Source organism: Gordonia sp. NPDC003376, from assembly GCF_053589235.1.
Map to the genome: position 1 here is coordinate 208,605 of NZ_JBSFRM010000001.1, position 17,317 is coordinate 225,921.

Annotated in this window: 12 protein-coding genes; 3 read left to right on the top strand and 9 right to left on the bottom strand. The window is 68.7% G+C overall.

Going from position 1 to position 17,317, the window contains the following annotated elements; genetic code table 11:
* Positions 1–303: 303 nt before the first annotated feature.
* From ACWDUA_RS00905 to ACWDUA_RS00940, 8 genes are all read right to left on the bottom strand, one after another.
* Positions 304–978, bottom strand: a complete 675-nt coding sequence (locus ACWDUA_RS00905; protein WP_449749125.1) for a hypothetical protein — start codon at positions 976–978, stop codon at positions 304–306.
* A gap of 61 nt (positions 979–1,039) precedes the next feature.
* Complete coding sequence (locus ACWDUA_RS00910) at positions 1,040–3,592, bottom strand: ABC transporter permease (RefSeq protein ID WP_449749126.1); 2,553 nt, start codon at positions 3,590–3,592, stop codon at positions 1,040–1,042.
* A gap of 4 nt (positions 3,593–3,596) precedes the next feature.
* Complete coding sequence (locus ACWDUA_RS00915) at positions 3,597–4,478, bottom strand: ABC transporter ATP-binding protein (RefSeq protein WP_449749127.1); 882 nt, start codon at positions 4,476–4,478, stop codon at positions 3,597–3,599.
* Positions 4,479–4,583: 105 nt separating this feature from the next.
* A complete protein-coding gene (locus ACWDUA_RS00920; protein ID WP_449749128.1) occupies positions 4,584–5,600 on the bottom strand; it encodes an esterase-like activity of phytase family protein in 1,017 nt (338 codons plus the stop codon).
* A 130-nt stretch (positions 5,601–5,730) separates the two neighbouring features.
* The gene (locus ACWDUA_RS00925; protein ID WP_449749129.1) at positions 5,731–7,560 is read right to left on the bottom strand and encodes a phosphoenolpyruvate carboxykinase (GTP); all 1,830 of its coding nucleotides are present in this window, start codon (positions 7,558–7,560) and stop codon (positions 5,731–5,733) included.
* A gap of 266 nt (positions 7,561–7,826) precedes the next feature.
* Complete coding sequence (locus ACWDUA_RS00930) at positions 7,827–8,231, bottom strand: DUF6802 family protein (protein WP_449749130.1); 405 nt, start codon at positions 8,229–8,231, stop codon at positions 7,827–7,829.
* Entirely contained in the window at positions 8,209–9,867 is a 1,659-nt protein-coding gene (locus ACWDUA_RS00935; protein WP_449749131.1) for a hypothetical protein, read from the bottom strand. The genes ACWDUA_RS00930 and ACWDUA_RS00935 overlap by 23 nt, the downstream gene beginning before the upstream one ends.
* On the bottom strand, positions 9,864–10,694 hold the full coding sequence (locus tag ACWDUA_RS00940) for a hypothetical protein (protein ID WP_449749132.1): 831 nt from the start codon (positions 10,692–10,694) through the stop codon (positions 9,864–9,866). The genes ACWDUA_RS00935 and ACWDUA_RS00940 overlap by 4 nt, the downstream gene beginning before the upstream one ends.
* A gap of 118 nt (positions 10,695–10,812) precedes the next feature.
* Here ACWDUA_RS00940 and trmB point away from each other — a divergent pair, with 118 nt between their 5' ends.
* The 3 genes from trmB to ACWDUA_RS00955 all read left to right on the top strand — a co-directional run bounded on the left by trmB (position 10,813) and on the right by ACWDUA_RS00955 (position 15,979).
* The gene (trmB, locus tag ACWDUA_RS00945) at positions 10,813–11,700 is read left to right on the top strand and encodes a tRNA (guanosine(46)-N7)-methyltransferase TrmB (RefSeq protein WP_449749381.1); all 888 of its coding nucleotides are present in this window, start codon (positions 10,813–10,815) and stop codon (positions 11,698–11,700) included.
* Positions 11,697–12,431: an NYN domain-containing protein gene (locus ACWDUA_RS00950; protein ID WP_449749133.1), complete on the top strand. Its 735-nt coding sequence runs from the start codon at positions 11,697–11,699 to the stop codon at positions 12,429–12,431. The genes trmB and ACWDUA_RS00950 overlap by 4 nt, the downstream gene beginning before the upstream one ends.
* A gap of 134 nt (positions 12,432–12,565) precedes the next feature.
* Positions 12,566–15,979 carry an MMPL family transporter gene (locus ACWDUA_RS00955; protein ID WP_449749134.1) on the top strand — a complete coding sequence of 1,138 codons (3,414 nt, stop codon included), beginning with the start codon at positions 12,566–12,568 and terminating at the stop codon, positions 15,977–15,979.
* A gap of 38 nt (positions 15,980–16,017) precedes the next feature.
* On the opposite strand, the gene ACWDUA_RS00960 is transcribed toward ACWDUA_RS00955, so the two are convergent.
* Positions 16,018–17,295: an AI-2E family transporter gene (locus ACWDUA_RS00960; protein ID WP_449749382.1), complete on the bottom strand. Its 1,278-nt coding sequence runs from the start codon at positions 17,293–17,295 to the stop codon at positions 16,018–16,020.
* Between the last annotated feature and the right edge of the window lie 22 nt (positions 17,296–17,317).

Here is a 17,317-nt window from a genome sequence, read left to right on the forward strand (position 1 = left end):
ACGTCAGGCGGCGACCACCTCAGAGGTGGCCACCTCAGCAACCCGGCCGACAGAGATTTCGACACGCCTCGTCGCTACACTCCTCATCGGCTCAACCATCGTGCCCCCGTGGCTCGTTGAGCAGGACGTCCTCGCGCCAGCGAGGCCGCCCGTCCGTCGAAACCTCCGTCACATTGCGCCGGTAGGTGACCACCTCAGAGGTGGTCGGCTTCCGACGTGGGCTGGCGGAAATCTCGACACGGCTCAATCATCATGTGCCGGTGTCTGATCGATATCGACAACCTCACGACATTGCTTGTGCGCCTACTCGGGCAGCTGGGCTCCGCACCGTAGGGGGCCGCCGTTGCTGGTGGCCGACGAGAGCAGTTCGGTCCCCTGCATGATCGTGCAGGTCACCGGACCCCGAACCACGATGGCGGTCAGCTCGGCATTGCCGTCGTCGATGCGCGTGTGCTGCGACCACGGTGTCCCGGTGGCGGCGACGAACACCGAATCGCCGCCACTGCGGTAGCGCAGCCCGATCACGTCACCGTTGCCGGTGAGCTGGTAGACCACCGACCCGGCGACCACCGTCGAAGTGGGCGTGGTGGTGGTCTCCTGCGTCGTCGACGTGGTGGTGCCGGTGCTGGTCGTCGACGAGGCTTGCGACGACGCAGGCGTGGACGTGGTCGAACTCGCGGCGGACGTGTTGTCGCCGCTCCTTCCCTTGAAGACCAGGGCGGCGAGTCCGATCACCAGGATCAGCGCGACGAGTGCCGCGATCGACAGGTACAGCGTGCGCCGATTCCCGCCGCCGCCGTTCGATCCGCCGCCATTCGATCCGCCGTGGCCACCGGGCGGCGACGGCGGCGGTCCGGCGGTGTAGCCATAGCCGTAGGTCGCCTCCGGTGGGATCGCCGGATTGTCGTCGGGCCCGAATGCGCGCGTGTGCGGCGGTTGCTGGTTCGGGTCTCTGGGCTCCCCCGGCGGTTGGGTCATGTCGATGATTCTGCCAAATGACCGACACCGGTAATCCGGTGTCGGTCATCCGATCGGCGGGTCAGCCCTCGGCGATCGCCTCGAGCGGTTTGGTCCGTGCCGCACGGATCCCTGGCCACAGCGCCGCCAGGACGCCGACCACCGCAGAACCGACCAGGGTCCACACGATCAGTGTCCACGGGATCACCGGGTCACCGAGGCCCCACCGGGCGAGTGTGCGCACGAGTGCCCACCCGATGACCGTTCCGAGGATCACCCCGAGCACCGCACCGTAGATCGCGATGAGGGTGGACTCGATGTAGATCGTGCGGCGGATCTGGCTGCGCAACGTTCCGATCGCACGCAGCATGCCGATCTCCCGCTTACGTTCCACCACCGACAGCGCGAGCGTGTTGATGATGCCGAGAACCGCGATCACCAGCGCCAATCCGAGCATCGCGTACAGCGTGCCCAACATCTGGTCGATCTGCGACGAGATGCTGTTCTTGTACTGCTCGCGGCTCTGCACCTGAACCGTCAGGTAGTCCGCGGTCGCGCTCTCGAGATCGGTCCGCAGGGTGTCCGGATTCGTCCCGGGGTCGGCTTTCACGAACACCCCGAAGGTGGCGCGCGCCATCGGCGGGATGATCTTGTCGTACACCTGAGAGCCGACAACCCACGGCTGTAGCGACTCGTTGTCCTCATACACCCCCGACACCGTGACCGGGACGGTCGTCCCGTCCGGCGCGGCGAAGGTCAGGGTCTGGCCCCGTTTCCACCCACGGTCCTCGGCGGTGCGGGCGCTGATGAACATGCCGTCGGCGGGCAGCTGATCGGATGCGCCGTCGAGCATGGTGACCACCGACACCGCGGCGAGGTCGTCCCCGAGCGCGGCGAATCCGCTGCGGTCGACCCCGTCGATCTGTGTCTGCACCATGCCGAACGACACCGCATCGGCGATGCCCGGCACCTTCTTCACTGCCTCGAAGACGGTCGGTGCCAGCGGCATGTTGTTGGTGCCCGTGACGATGTAGTCAGCGCGCACCCCGTTGTCGACGGCGCTGTCGACGGTGCCCTTGAACGAGCTGCCGAGCGTGCCGATCACCGCCACCAGCATGATGCCGAGGGTCAACGCGAATGCGGTGGCCGCCGAACGTCGCGGATTACGAACGGCATTCGTCCGCGCGAGTCGCCCGACCGTACCGAACGGGGCGCCGATCACCCTGCCCAGTGCGCCGACCACCGGCCGCGACAACGCCGGTCCGGCCAGGACCGTCGCCACGATGGCGGCACCGGCACCGGCCCCGACCATGATCGCGCGGAACAGGCCCTCGCCCAGTGCTCCCCAGACGATCGTGCCGATCGCGACCAGCAGGAACACCACGCCCACCAGGGTGCGGGTACGTAGCGGCGCCGATCCCTCGGTCACGCCGGCCCGCATCGCCTCCACCGGCGACACCCGTGATGCACGCACCGCGGGCACCCATGCGCTCACCATGGTGACCACGATGCCGACGAACAATGCGGCCAACACCGCCCAGACACCCACTTGCAGTGGACCGTCGGGGAGGCCCGAGGTCGCACCGATGATGGCCTTCAGCGCAGCCGCCAGACCGACGCCGATACCCAGCCCGACGGCACCACCGATCACGCCGACGATGAACGCCTCGAACAGCACCGACCGCGACACCTGCGGACGGCTCGCGCCGATCGCCCGGAGCAGCGCGAGCTCACGGTTACGCTGCGCCACGATCATCGAGAAGGTGTTGTAGATGATGAAGGTTCCGACGATCAGACCGATCGCCGCGAATGCCAACAGGATTCCGGTGAAGATCGTCAGGAACTCGTTGACCTGGGCCTTCTGGTCGTCGCGGACCTGCGCGGCGGTACGGACCTTGTAGTCGTCGGAGTTCAGGGCGGTCCTCACACGCTGCGCGAGCTCGCCGTCGTCGACGCCCTTCACCGCCGACATGTTCACCGCCGCAACGTGACTGCCGTCGGAGAACAGCTGGTTGGCGGTCGCCTGGTCGAATTGCACGTCGACGTAACCGCCGGTCGAGCTCGGCAGGTCGACCAATCCGACCACGGTGACCTCGAGTGGGGTGCTGTTGCCCTGCCCGATCACGACCTTGGTCTTCGACCCGACGCGGAGTCCGGCCTTCTCGGCCGCCGACGCGTTGATCGCGATCTCGCCGGGCCCGGTCGGCCCGCGGCCGCCGGGGAGAATCGTCTCAGGTGAGATCGCCTGGCCGGCAGGGACATACGCGGTTCCGACGCTGGGTGCGCCACCGGTCTGCACCGCCTTGCCGTCGGCCCCTGCCAGGGTGACCGAACCTTCCTGGTTGGTCTCGATCCTGGCGATCCCGAGTTCGTCCTTGCGGCCGGACAGGTCGGCCACCACCGAGTCCGGGATGCCGGCCGCCGCCGACCGTTCCGGGGTGACCTGTACGGCGACACCGGGGATCGTGTTGTCGAAGATCGAGTTGAACGCGTTGGAGATGGACGAGGTGAACACGATCGACCCGGCGACGAAGGACGTGCCCAAGACGATCGAGAAGACGGTGAGGACGAGCCGGAGTTTATGTGCGCGAAGGTTTCTGGTGGAGACCTTCCGCATCACCGAGGAAGTTGTCATGGTCTCAGCGAGCCTCGGTGCCCTGCGTGGTCGGGTCGGTGGAGATACCGGATGCCTCGTGCTTGCCGCCGGCCTCCACGGGACCGGGACGGTCCGCCTGCTCGGCAGGATCCGCGGGAACCGCGCCGTCGAGGTGACGCATCACCTCGAAGACGTCGTCGGCACTCGGACGGCTGAGCTCACGCACGATCTGACCGTCGGCGAGGAACACCACGCGGTCGGCGTAGGACGCGGCACGCGGGTCGTGGGTGACGATCACGACGGTCTGGCCGAACTCGTCGGTGGCCGCCCGCAGGATCGCCAGCACCTCACCGGACGAGCGGGAGTCCAGGTTGCCGGTGGGTTCGTCGCCGAAGATGATGGCGGGCCGGCCGACCAGCGCCCGGGCGCACGCAACACGCTGCTGCTGGCCACCCGACAGTTCGGTGGGCAGATGGCCGAGCCGGTCGGTGATGCCGAGTCGGTGGACCACCGTGTCGAACCACTGCTGGTCGACGTCGCGGCCCGCGATGTCGAGGGGCAGGGTGATGTTCTCCGCGGCAGTCAGGGTGGGGACGAGGTTGAACGACTGGAAGACGAAGCCGATGCGGTCGCGACGGAGTCTGGTCATCTCCTTGTCGGACAGACCGGTCAGGTTGTCGTCGCCGATGTAGGCTCGACCACCGGTCGCGTCGTCGAGACCGGCGAGGCAGTGCATGAGCGTCGATTTCCCGGACCCCGACGGCCCCATGATCGCAGTGAACTCGCCGGTGGCGAACTCGATGGTGACTCCGCGCAACGCATGGACCGCGGTATCACCCGCCCCGTAGACCTTCGTGAGATCCTCGGCACCGGCGGCCACCGTGTCGGGCTCGCTGCGGGGAATCTGTGCGTGCGCTGATGTCATGGCCACCACGGTGCCAGGTTGCGGGCGGCGACGCTATCAGGAATCTCCCTGAGGTCGACCCCCAGGCCGGCACCCGAAACCGGCCCGGAATGGCCTACACCTGCGTCAGCGCCGCGGGAAACGCACCTCGAAGGCATGCAGACGGGTGGGCCCGGCGAACATGTCATTGGTCACCACATAGAGCATGCGCGCGCGGAACTTGTCGCCCGGACGGTCGGCCATCCAGTTGCCCCACGCCATCGACGACATGTTGCCCGCCGCCAGACGTGGCACCGGATCGGTGGAGAAGATCTCCACCTTGCGCATCGCCTTCTCGGTGCCGGCCAGTTTCGCCGAACCGCCAACCTGCTGGGCGCCGTCGGTGGTGGCCCAGAAGATCCGGGTGACTCGCCCCTTGCCGCGCTCGAGGACCAGGAAGTCGGTGCTGTTGACCGCGAGCACGTCGGCGACCACCCGACCGCCGCCGGGACGGTAGACGAACTCCTTGGTGCCCCGTCCGGCATAGGTCAGAAGGCGTGCGGTGCCGCCCGGATCCTGACGCAGGGCGCCTGCGGTGATCACGCTGATCTCCCCGTTGGGTCCGACGGTGACGCCGGTGAGCCCCTTCTGGCCGTTGACGCCGGCCTTCGTGGTGGGGCGCCATGCCTTCGGCAACGGCAGGTCACGGACGAACGTACCGATCGGGCCGATCTGCCGGATGAACTGGTGATTGCCGCCGCTGACGACCACATAGCCGCCGCCGACACGTCGGATGCCCTCGAATTGGGCGTCGCCGGGGAGCAGCGGAAGGTTCTGCGGACTCAGGACCGTGCCACCGCCACCCAGGTTCACCTGGGCGGCGCCGAGCAGGCCCGCATCGCTGTTGTAGCCGACATGGGTGGTGTAGAACCGTGCCGGTCCGGCGCGGCCCACGTCGGTCGAGATCATCGCGTACTCGGCATTGGCGAGCCGATCGATTCCGGAGATCCCGCCGAAGGTGGGAATCCCGTTGACGATCGCGGAGTCGACGTAGCGCGACGTCACCGTGGTCGGAGCGGGTTCCGCGACGGCCGCCCCGGCCCCGACCGAGGTCGCGATGGCTGCCGCAGAAACGAACGTTGCCCCCCATGAGCGAAGTCTCATAGGGGGCAACGATACCCGAGAGCGGGCACCTCAGCTCAAGGAGAGCTGGAGGGTTGGGATGCGACTCTCACCCCGCGGGACCGGAACGGACGTACCGGATGGGGACGGCGCAACCCGCCTCAGGGGTGGGTCACTCGGCGAGGCGCTGCTTGAGCTGGTCGAGCTCGTCCTGCAGGCTGGTCGGCAACTTGTCGCCGACGAACTCGAACAACTCCTCGATCAGCGGGATCTCACGGCGCCACTCGTCGGCGTCGAAGTCGAGGGCGGCGACGAGGTCCTCGGCCGGCTCGTCGAGACCTGTGACGTCGATCTCCTCCGGCTTCGCGACGATGCCGACCGGTGTCTGCACGCCCTCGTTCGCGCCCTCGATCCGGCCGATGATCCACTTCAGCACGCGGCTGTTCTCACCGAATCCGGGCCACAGGAAGCGGCCGTCGTCGCCACGACGGAACCAGTTGACGTAGAAGATCTTCGGCAGCTTGGATGCGTCGGCGTTCTTGCCGAGGTCGATCCAGTGCTGGAAGTAGTCGCCGACGTGGTAACCCATGAACGGCAGCATGGCCATCGGGTCGCGGCGGACGGTGCCCACCTGACCCTCGGCGGCGGCGGTCTGCTCGGAACCGACGGTGGCACCCATGAAGACACCGTTCTGCCAGTCGCGGGCCTCGGTCACCAGCGGCACGGTGGTCTTGCGACGGCCGCCGAACAGGATCGCCGAGATCGGCACACCCTTCGGGTCGTCCCACTCGCTCGCCAGCGACGGGCACTGCGAGATCGGGGTGCAGTAGCGCGAGTTCGGATGTGCGGCAGGATGATCCGACTCCGGAGTCCAGTCGTTACCGAGCCAGTCGGTCAGATGGGGCGGGGCGTCGGTACCGATCCCCTCCCACCAGATGTCACCGTCGTCGGTCTCGGCGACGTTGGTGTACAGGGTGTTTCCGGCCTCGATGGTGCGCATCGCGTTCGGGTTCGAGTCCTCGCTGGTGCCCGGGGCGACACCGAAGAATCCGAACTCCGGGTTGATCGCGTACAGGCGGCCGTCCTCGCCGAAGTGCATCCAGGCGATGTCGTCGCCGACGGTCTCGGCCTTCCAACCCGGGATGGTGGGCTGGATCATCGCGAGGTTGGTCTTGCCGCAGGCGCTCGGGAAGGCCGCGGCGACGAAGTAGACCTTGTTCTCCGGGCTGGTCAGCTTCAGGATCAGCATGTGCTCGGCCATCCAGCCCTCGTCACGGGCGATCACCGAGGCGATGCGAAGCGCATAGCACTTCTTTCCGAGGAGCGCGTTGCCACCGTAACCCGAGCCGTAGGACCAGATCTCACGGTCCTCGGGGAAGTGGGTGATGTACTTGTCCGGGTTGCAGGGCCACGGCACATCTGCCTGGCCCGGCTCCAGCGGAGCACCCACCGAGTGCAGACCCTTGACGAAGAAGCCGTCGTCGCCGAGGGCTTCGAGGACCTGCGGGCCGACGCGGGTCATGACCCGCATGGACAGCACGACGTACTCGGAATCGGTCAGCTCGACACCCAATTTGGGATCATCCGAGCCCAGCGGGCCCATGCAGAACGGGATGACGAACATGGTGCGGCCGCGCATGCTGCCCCGGTACAGCTCGGTCATGGTGGCACGCATCTCGGCCGGGGCGACCCAGTTGTTGGTCGGGCCCGCGTCCTCCTCGGAGGTCGAGCAGATGAAGGTGCGCGACTCGACCCGGGCGACGTCGGCGGGGTCGGACTTCGCGAGGTAGGAGTTCGGCTTCTTCTCGTCGTCGAGCTTCACCAGGGTGCCGGCGGTCACGAGGTGCTCGGTGAGCCGTGCCCACTCCTCGTCACTGCCGTCCGACCAGACGACGCGGTCGGGCTGGGTCAGCTCGGCGACTTCGGCGACCCATGCCAACAGCCCCTGATGTTTGGTGGGAGCGCTGCTCGGATCCAATCCGGGAATTGTGGTTGAGGTCATTTCTCCTCCTCGGAGTCGGCCACTCAAGTCGGCGGCCGGTACGGCGGCTTCATCTCAGGATACGATGACCGAACGCCCGTTTTGGCCTGGGGCCGACAGATGCGGTCTACGCCACATTTCCACATTCGGCACAGAACCGCCAACCCAGCGAATCAGGCCCCTGACCGGCCCTTTTACCCACCAATCGGCGACTTTCGTACCTGGCGAAAACCGTGTCGACCGCACTCGGCCGGCGAAGATCGGTACACGGCGCCGCCACCGCGAGGTCACTCCAGTCGACCCGAATCCGTCGGTACCCAACGCCCGGTCCCCGGGTCGAGCACCTGCGCGGCGTAGCTGCCGTCGGCGCCGACGCGGGTGATCGTGTCCACCTGGCCGTCCCGGTCGGCGTCGGTGTAGACGGTCAAGCCCTCCGGCCCGTTGCGGGTGAGCGAGTCGTCGACCCCGTCGGCATCGGTGTCGACATCGGCCGGCCCCAGATCCCAGATCCGCCCGCCGTCATGCATCCAGAGGTGGTCGGTGACGTCCCCGCCGGGCTCGACCTCGCCCGGCAACGGTTCGTCGGGGAACACCGGTACATGGGCTGCCGATTCCACCCCCAGCGGGTCGTCGACCCCGCCGAACTGCAGTGGTTCGGACTCCGCCCCCTCACCCGACATGAACGGATCCACCACGACACTCCCCTTCTCCTCGTTCCCGACCTGCCTGTTCCCGACCTGCCTGTTCCCGACCTGCCTGTTCCCGGCCTGTCTGTTCCCCGTCCCGACCCGCCCAGATCTCCTCGGCCCGACCGGCGACCTCGACGCGCAGGGCCCGCACCTGCTGGGCATAGTCCGTCCTGGCCTTGTGCTCCCGGGCCGCCGATCCGCGCAGCTCCCGTAACCGCCGGTCGATCTCGCCCACCTGCTCGGCCACCTGCCGGGCGCGCCGGTCATGATGCCGCCCGATCTGCCCGGCGAGTCGGGATTCGGCGGCGGCGACGCGCATCGCGACGCGGTGTTCGAGGCGCCCCCGCGTATCGGCGAGCACGTCCAGGGACCATCCGCGCAGGTCGGTGCGGCGCACGGTCGCCCGGCGCACCCGGATCACCCAGATCGCCGCCGCGACACCCAGCGCCAGAGTCAACGGCATCGAGATCCACTGCAGGGTCTGTACCGACGCCATCGGTGCCACTGCCAGCCGTCCGACCCCCAATCCGGTGGACGCACCGATCAGCACCACCAGCGCGTCCTCGGCGCCGCGCCGCCCGGTGGGCAGCGGTCTGCGCACCTGTTCCAGCGGCGTATCCGGTTCCGGCATGGCCACATCTGCCCCCTCGACACCGAGCAGTGCGACGGCCGAGACCTCCTCCAGCCGTTCGGTCACGATGTCGTCGATGCGGGCACCCAGGGCCGTGATCTCGGCGTCGAGCCGGTGAGCGTGCTCGTCGGTCCGGCATCCGGGCCGGGAGCAGCGGGCCGTCGCGATCGCGCCCGCCGACCGGACACCGACCGCCACATCGGCGAGGGCACTGGCGCGCACCCCGGCAAGACCTGCACGGATCGCCCCGAGCCGGTCGTTGCGTCCTCGATCACGGGTCGCGACGAGATGCTGGCGCAGAGCGGTCAGCCGCTGGGCACCGGGGTCGTCGGCGGCCGGCAGCGCGGTACCCGCGGCCAGGTCGGCGGCCACCACATCGGCGAGCGTCCGGTCGAGTTCGCCCAGGCAGATCCCCATCCGTGCCCGCTCGGCACGTGTCGCCGGTGGTGCCGCCGTCGTCTCCGCCAGCCAGTCGGCGAGATCCGCGACGCCCGACTCGTCGTCGGCGCCGGCATCGGCGGCGGCCACCGACACCGCGAAGACCGGCAGTTCCGACGCCGGGTCGAGGAGCGCACGGTGGCCGCGCAGGATTCGCGGCCACTCCCAGAACGCGTCGATGCGGGTACACACCAGCGCCACGGTGCCGACCCGTGCCCGCAGACCGTTCAGCAGGGCCCGTTCCTCGTCGCCGATCGCCGACGACGGGTCCACCACCATCAACGCCACCGCACTTCCCGGGACGCGCGTCCGCTCGCCGAATCCGGTGAACGACAGTTCCGGGGCGAGTCGTCGGCATGCATCGACGACACCGTCGACCTCCATGTCGGCGGTCCCGGTGACGATCACCGACCCCGGGCCGACCGGTGCCGGCCCACAATCGGCGACCTGCACCCCGGTCAGTCGGTGCACCCGATCGATCATCGAGGCGGTGGAGACGTCGGCCGACCGTCCTCCACCAGCGGGGATCGTCCCGATCGGCACAGCGGGGATCGGCGTATCGGCGCTCACCCGACCACCACCTCCGACAGCCTCAACAACCGTTCGGCGATGTCCCGCTCGGTGCCCTCGGCGGCCCATCGTTCGAGCTCGGCCCGCACGTCGGACTCACGCTCACCGCGCACGGCCGCCACACATCCGGCGATCCGGCTCGGCAACGCCTCGATCCCACTGATCGCAGTCAGGACGGTGTTCAACGACGTCGCATCGTCGACGGTGCCGTCGGCCAGACAGGTCAGCGCGGCGTCCACGCCGAACCGGCCGAGCCGACGCAGCAGTCCGTGTCGCATCCGGCGTTCCCGACTCCCGGGTGCCCCGACCAGGAACCGGCCGGCCATCGACGGCATCGACTCCCCCGACGCATCGAGTTCGGTGAGGAACCCCCACTCCTCGTCGGTGACGTCGGCGCAGGCCAACAGCCCCGACACCGGCGTGACCGGCATCCCGATCATCTCGGCGGCCGCCACCGCGACGGCGGCCGCGGTCTCGGGATCGTCGTGGGTGTCCGCCTTGCCCAGGACCACGATGGTCCGTTCCCGCGGCAGCTGGTCGAGCAGCCGATGATCGTCGGCACGGGGCACCCCGGTGAGGACATACAGCCACAGATCGGCATCGACGAGTGCCGCGGCGTCCTCCCCCGGACCCAGCGTGGTCACCGACAACCTGCGGCGGACCGCGCGCGCCATGGTGTCCCGGCCCACGCCGGGCCGACCCACGACCGCGGTCGTGAGTCCCCGACGGTAGTGCGATGCGAGTGTGTCGAAGCCCGGTGGCACCCCGGTGACACCCTCGGGCGCCCCCTCCAGGATCCGCCCGAGTTCCCCGTTCGCGTCGATCATGGCGCTCCCCCTGCGTCCGGCCAGTCGTCTTCGCTGGTCGCAGCCTAACCCCCGATCGGCCGAACCGGCAGACGGAAATGCACAGGATGAGGGTGTCGACTGTGAGGCAATGGCGGCGATGGGCCACGATGGACCGGTGAGCAACAGTCCCGACCCGGCCCCTCGCGACGCGCTCGACCGTGCGCGTCTGTACCCGCGGGTCACGAGTTTCCGCTTTCGACGCGGAACCCTGACCCCCGGCCAGCAGCGAAACTGGGAAACCCTGTGGCCGACCCTCGGCCGCGATCTGTCCGTCGACCACACCCAGACCCCCGAACCGCCGATCGACTTCGACGCGGTGTTCGGCCGGCAGGCACCGCGGGTCCTCGAGGTGGGCAGCGGCACCGGGGTGTCGACCGCGGCGATGGCGGCCGACGAGCCCGACGTCGATGTGGTGGCCGTCGAGGTCTACAAGCCCGGACTGGCCCAGTTGCTCGGTCTCGTGGACCGCAACGGGCTGACCAACATCCGCCTGATCCGCGGCGACGCGATGGTGGTGCTCAAGGAGCTGATCCCGACGGGCAGCCTGACCGGGGTCCGGGTGTTCTTCCCGGACCCGTGGCCCAAGTCACGTCATCACAAGCGCCGTTTCCTGCAGCGCGGGACCATCGAACTGATCGCCGACCGGCTACGGGAGGGAGGTGTCCTGCACATCGCCACCGATCACGCCGACTACGCCGAGTGGATCGCCGAGGTGCTGGCCACCCAGGACCCCGCCCGACCGCACGTCGTCCCGGCCACCACCGCGGTCCCGATCTCGCTGAGCCGCCCGACCACCAAGTTCGAGGGCCGGGCCGAGCGGGAGGGCCGCGAGGTCAACGAGTTCGTCTATGTGAAACCGGTCTCCACCCGCCGCGGTGCGGAATCGGAATCCCCCGACCCCGATAGCCCCGACCCCGACAGCCCAGACCCCGACAGCCCAGACCCCGACAGCCCAGCAGACCCCCACAGTGAGGACCAGCCATGAGCGACGACAGTTCGCCCGGCCGTACGCGCTTCGCCGAGACGATCTCCGGGCAGGCGAGCGCACCGCGGGTGCTGCTGGTCTGGGACGCCCCCAACATGGACATGGGTCTCGGGGCGATCCTCGGTGGCCGGCCGACCGCTGCACACCGGCCCCGGTTCGACGCGCTGGGCCGGTGGATCCTGTCGCGGACCGCCGACATCTCGGCCACCCGCGCGCAGAATGCCGCCGAGGTGTCCACCGACACATCGGCGTCGGTCACCACCGACGGCTCGGCGTCGGCGGTGGAACCCGAGGCCACCGTCTTCACCAACATCGTCCCTGGTAGCGCCGATGTGGTCCGCCCCTGGGTGGAAGCACTGCGCAACGTCGGCTACGCGGTCTTCGCCAAGCCGAAACTGTCCGAGGACAGCGATGTCGACTCCGACATGCTCGACCACATCGAGCTTCGCAGGCACACTGTTGGATTAGCTGGCCTGATCGTGGCCTCCGCCGACGGGCAGGCCTTCCGTGACCCGCTGCGCGAGATCGCGGCCGAGGGCACGCCGGTCACCGTCATCGGGTTCCGCGAACACGCCAGCTGGGCGCTGACCACCGAGGAACTGGAGTTCATCGACCTCGAAGACATCCCGGGCGTGTTCCGTGAGCCGCTGCCGCGCATCGGCCTCGATTCCCTCCCCGACGACGGCGCGTGGCTCGCCCCGTTCCGCCCCCTCGGCGCACTGCTGCGCTGACGTCGACGTCGGCCGGCCGCGTGCCCGCACCTCGCGGGCCACGGCCGGGAGCACCTGTGGTGGGCCACATCCTTCAGGGAGTCCTCAGGCTGCGCTGACAGAATCACTTCCCGATCTCTGCGAAAGGACTCGGCGTGTTCGGAGCCATCGGCACATTCGTCTATCGGATGCGCTTCGCCGTCATCGCCGTCATGGTCGTACTCATGGCGGGTCTGGGCCTCTACGGCATGGACCTCAACAAGTATCTGAGCCAGAGCGGATGGTTCGACCCGACGTCGGAGTCCTCCAAGGGCGCGGTGGTCGCCGACCGCTCGTTCGGCCGTGACCACACCTCCGATGTGATCCTGCTGGTCACGCCCCCGGAGGGGACGACCGTCGACAACCCCGAGTTCGGCGCGAAGGTCGAGAACTTCGTCAACGACCTGATCGCGGCCCATCCCGACATCGTCAACCGCAACGACCCGGGTGTGGTGGACCCGTTCGACAGCTCCGACACCAGCGCAAGCGGCAAAGCCGCCCTCGACATCAAACGCGCCAGACTGTTCACCGACGACAAACAGCACGCGTTCATCAGCATCGGCGTCACCGGCGACGACGACACGACCGTCCTGAACAACTACAAGACCATCCAACCGTTCTTCGACAACATCCCCGAACGATTCGACATGCCCGGGGCGACGTTCCAGCTGGCCGGCCTACAGCCGGTCGCCGGCGCGATGGCCAGCGGAATGGACGACGACATCAAACGCGCCGAGGTCATCGCCTTGCCGCTGGTCGCGCTGATGCTGTTCTTCATCTTCGGCGGCGTCGTCGCGGCGTGTCTTCCGGTACTGATCGGCGGTCTGACCATCGCCGGATCGCTCGGCATGATGAAGATCCTGGCCCAGTCCATCGAGGTCAACATCTTCGCGCAGTCGGTGGTCACGCTGATCGGCCTCGGTATCGCGATCGACTACGGCCTGTTCATCGTCAGCCGCTTCCGCGAAGAACTCGCCGAGGGCTATACGACGAGAGCCGCGGTACGAAGAACGGTGATGACGTCGGGTCAGACCGTCGTCTTCTCCGCGACCATCATCGTCGCCGCGCTGGCCTGTCTGCTGATCATGCCGCAGGGCTTCCTCAAGTCGGTGGCCTACGGCGCCATCTTCTCGGTCTCGCTGGCCGCCATCCTGTCGATCACCGTGCTACCCGCGATCCTGAGCATCCTGGGACCCCGCATCGATGCGATGTCATTGCGCTGGATGCTGTCGTTCACCCTGTTCCCGATCGTGCGGAAGTTCTCCCCGGCCAAGGCCGAATCACTCGAGCACAAGGTGGCCGACCTGACCGGTCGCACCAAGTCGCGCGAACAGATCGAGCACGGTTTCTGGGGTCGCCTGTCCGGCTGGGTGATGCAGCATCCGGTGGCCACCGCGGTGCCGACCATCCTGATCCTGCTGCTGCTCACCGTCCCGTTCGGCGGTATCAAGTTCGGCGGTATCAGCGAGCAGTACCTTCCGCCGGACAACCCGAGCCGGATCGCGCAGGAGAGCTTCGACAGGTACTTCCCCACCGAGCGGACCGAGGCGGTCAAGATCGTCATCGCCTACAACCCCGACGACTCCGCCGCCAATGCGAAGATCGCCGAGATCGCCGAGGCGGCCGGCAAGGTCCCCGGTTTCACCAAGCCGTTCAGCATCTCCGCCGACGACGCCGGCGCCAAGTTCGGTACGTACGGCGACAACGGTCCGGCCGTCGTGCAGATGTCGGCGGGTCTGGTCGACCGCACCACCGCCGCCGAGGCCATCAAGGATCTGCGGGCGATCAACCACGACGGCGTGAGCATGTGGGTGACCGGTACGCCGACCCTCACCCAGGATTCGATCGACGCACTGCTGAAACGGCTCCCGTTGATGGCCGTGATGCTGGTGCTGATCACGGGTCTGCTGATGTTCCTGGCGTTCGGTTCGGTGGTGCTGCCGATCAAGGCCGCCCTGATGTCGGCACTCGGCCTCGCCGCCACACTCGGCATCCTGACCTGGATCTTCGTCGACGGTCACGGTGCGACGCTCGCCAACTTCACCCCGGGTCCGCTGTTCGCGGCGGTGCTCGTGCTGATCATCGCGATCGTGTTCGGCCTGTCCACCGACTACGAGATATTCCTGCTCGCCCGAATGGTGGAGGCCAGACAGAAGGGCGCGTCCACCACCGAGGCGATCCGCATGGGTACCGCCTACACCGGCCGTCTGATCACCGCCGCCGCGGCCATCCTCGTGGTGGTCACCGGTGCGTTCGGCTTCTCCGAGATCGTGATGATGAAGTACATCGCGTACGGCATGATCGCGGCCCTGATCCTGGACGCCACGATCATCCGCATGCTGCTGGTGCCTTCGGTGATGAAGCTGCTCGGCGACGACTGCTGGTGGGCGCCCCGCTGGATGCAGACACTGCAGCGCAAGGTCGGCCTCGGTGAGACCGTCCTCGACGACGAGCCCGAGGACATGGTCGCCCCGCCCGCCGGGGCGACCGGGCGCGCGATCAGCGCGGGCACCTTGGTGTCGGAGGTACCGACCACCGCGATGCGCGCCGCACGTCCCGCCGGGGTCTCCGTCCGCAAGGAGCCCCCCGCCGCGACACCGGTACCGGCTCCGGCACGATCGGCTCCGGCCACCCCACCGGCGCCGGCCGGACAGGACAATCCCACCCGCGAGCACGCGCGGCCGCAACCGGCAGAACCCGACCGGCCGCGCCCGACCCCGACCCGCGTGGGCCCGTCCGCGCCGCCGACCGGCCGCCGGCAGGCGCCCCGCCCGCCGATGCCCCCGTCGGCCCCCGCGGTTCCGGCCGATCAGCGCCCGATGCCGCCACGCCGGTACTCGCCACGCAACGTCGACCGGCCCGACACCGGCAGCTGGCGACTCGGCGAGGGCGGTATCCGCCTCGGCGTGGAGGCCACCGGAGACGTCGACCCGCGGCCTGCCGCACGGCGCGCCGGCGGCAATCCGGTGTCGGGTCCCCGCCCGGTCATCACGCCGGACACCCCCGTCCCGCCCGCCGCGACCACACCGCCCGCCCCGCCGTCGGCCGGGCGTCCGGCCAGGCCGCAGCCGCGCCCGTCGACACCCCCGGCGCGCCGTTCCGGCCCCTCACCGAGGCCCACTCCGGCACCTGCACAGCCGGATTCGGGATCGAACGGTCCCCCCGCGACACCGCAGAAGCCGCCGGCACCCATGGGCGCAGGCCGGTCACCGCTGAGCCGACGGCCGGAGCTCGACCAGACCGGACGCCGTCCGCTGGCCGCGTCGCTGAGCCCGGAGGACCGATCCCCGTCGACACCCGGCCGTACCGGGTCCGGCCCGTCGCCGATGGATCGTGGCCTGTCGCAGGGACTCACACCGTCCGCCCCGAACCGTCCCGGTGGGGCAACCGACTCCGTCGCGCCCACCGACACCCCGGCGGCCCGCTCGACCGGTGCCGACAGACACGCGCGGGACAACGGCGACGGCGACAGGATCAGCGTGCAGGATCTGCTGCGCCGCAGCCGGTCCGGCGATCAAGACCAGGACTGATCACACCGGACCGATCGGGACCGGCCGGCACGCCGGACTCAGCGCGGGTCCGGCGTCCGGGTCTCGTCGACATCGGACCCGTCGGCGATCTCGTCGGACAGCCCCTCGGCATCGGCGATCGCCTTGTCGAGGTGGACCCGATCCCAGATCGGCGGATCGGGTGAGGCCTCGAACGCACCATCACCGTGGATGACCTCGATCAGGGGTTCGCCGAGCAGGTAGCGGATCGCGGTGTTGCAGAACGCGATCAGCGGTACCGCGAGCAACCCGCCGACGATGCCCGCGGCGACGAGGCCCGCGGCGATCGCCAGAACCACCGCCACCGGATGCAGTCGTACCGACCGGCCCATCAGGAATGGTTGCAGGACATGGCCTTCCAGCTGCATGACACCCACCAGGATGGCCAGCACGATCACCGCGGTGATCCATCCCTGGGTGACCAGTGCGATGACCACCGCCAGCGACCCGCTGATCAGTGCACCGACGATCGGGATGAACGAGAACAGGAAGATCACCGTGGCCAGCGGCAACGCGAGCGGCACACGCAGGATGGCGAGGCCGATGCCGATGCAGATCGCGTCGACGAGGGCCACCACCACGGTCGCCCGCACGTAGGCGACCAGGGTGCCGAAGCCGGCGATACCGGCCGCAGTGACCTTGTCACGCGATCCCGACGGGATCAGCTTGGCGCAGAACTCCCAGATCTGGCCGCCGCCGTAGAGGAAGAAGATCAGCAGGAACACCATCAGCAGGCCACCGGTGACCAGCTCGGTCGCGGTGGTTGCCGTGGCCAGTGCGCCGCTGGCGAGCCGGGCCTGGTTGTTCTGCATCAGCGAGATGATGTTGTTGCCCAGGTGACTGACCTGCGACTCGTCGACCTTGAGGGGCCCGTCGGCCAGCCACGTGCGTAGCTGGCCGATGGTGTCGATCACCTCGTGCGTCAGATCCGGGAACCCGGAGACGAAGGCCCGGCCGACGAAGGTCAGCACCGTGCCCACCACTCCGATCGCGAGCACCAGCACCAGCACCACCGCGATCGACCGGGGGACGCGCCGACGGTTGAGATAGTCCACCGCGGGGACGAGAAACGCCGACAGCAGGACCGCCAGACACAGTGGGACGGTGACCTCTTCGAACTGCCGGAACAACTTGCCGGCCACGTAGACGGCGACCAGGATGAGCAGGAGCCGCCATGACCATTCCGCGCCCGCCCGGACCACCGGGTGCACCTTGGACCGGTCGAGATCCGCCAGTCCGCGGAACCGGGCCGAACCCCCGTCGCCCGTCGCCGCGGCCCCGCCGCGCTCGGCCGACATTGCGCCTGAGTCGCCATCGCTC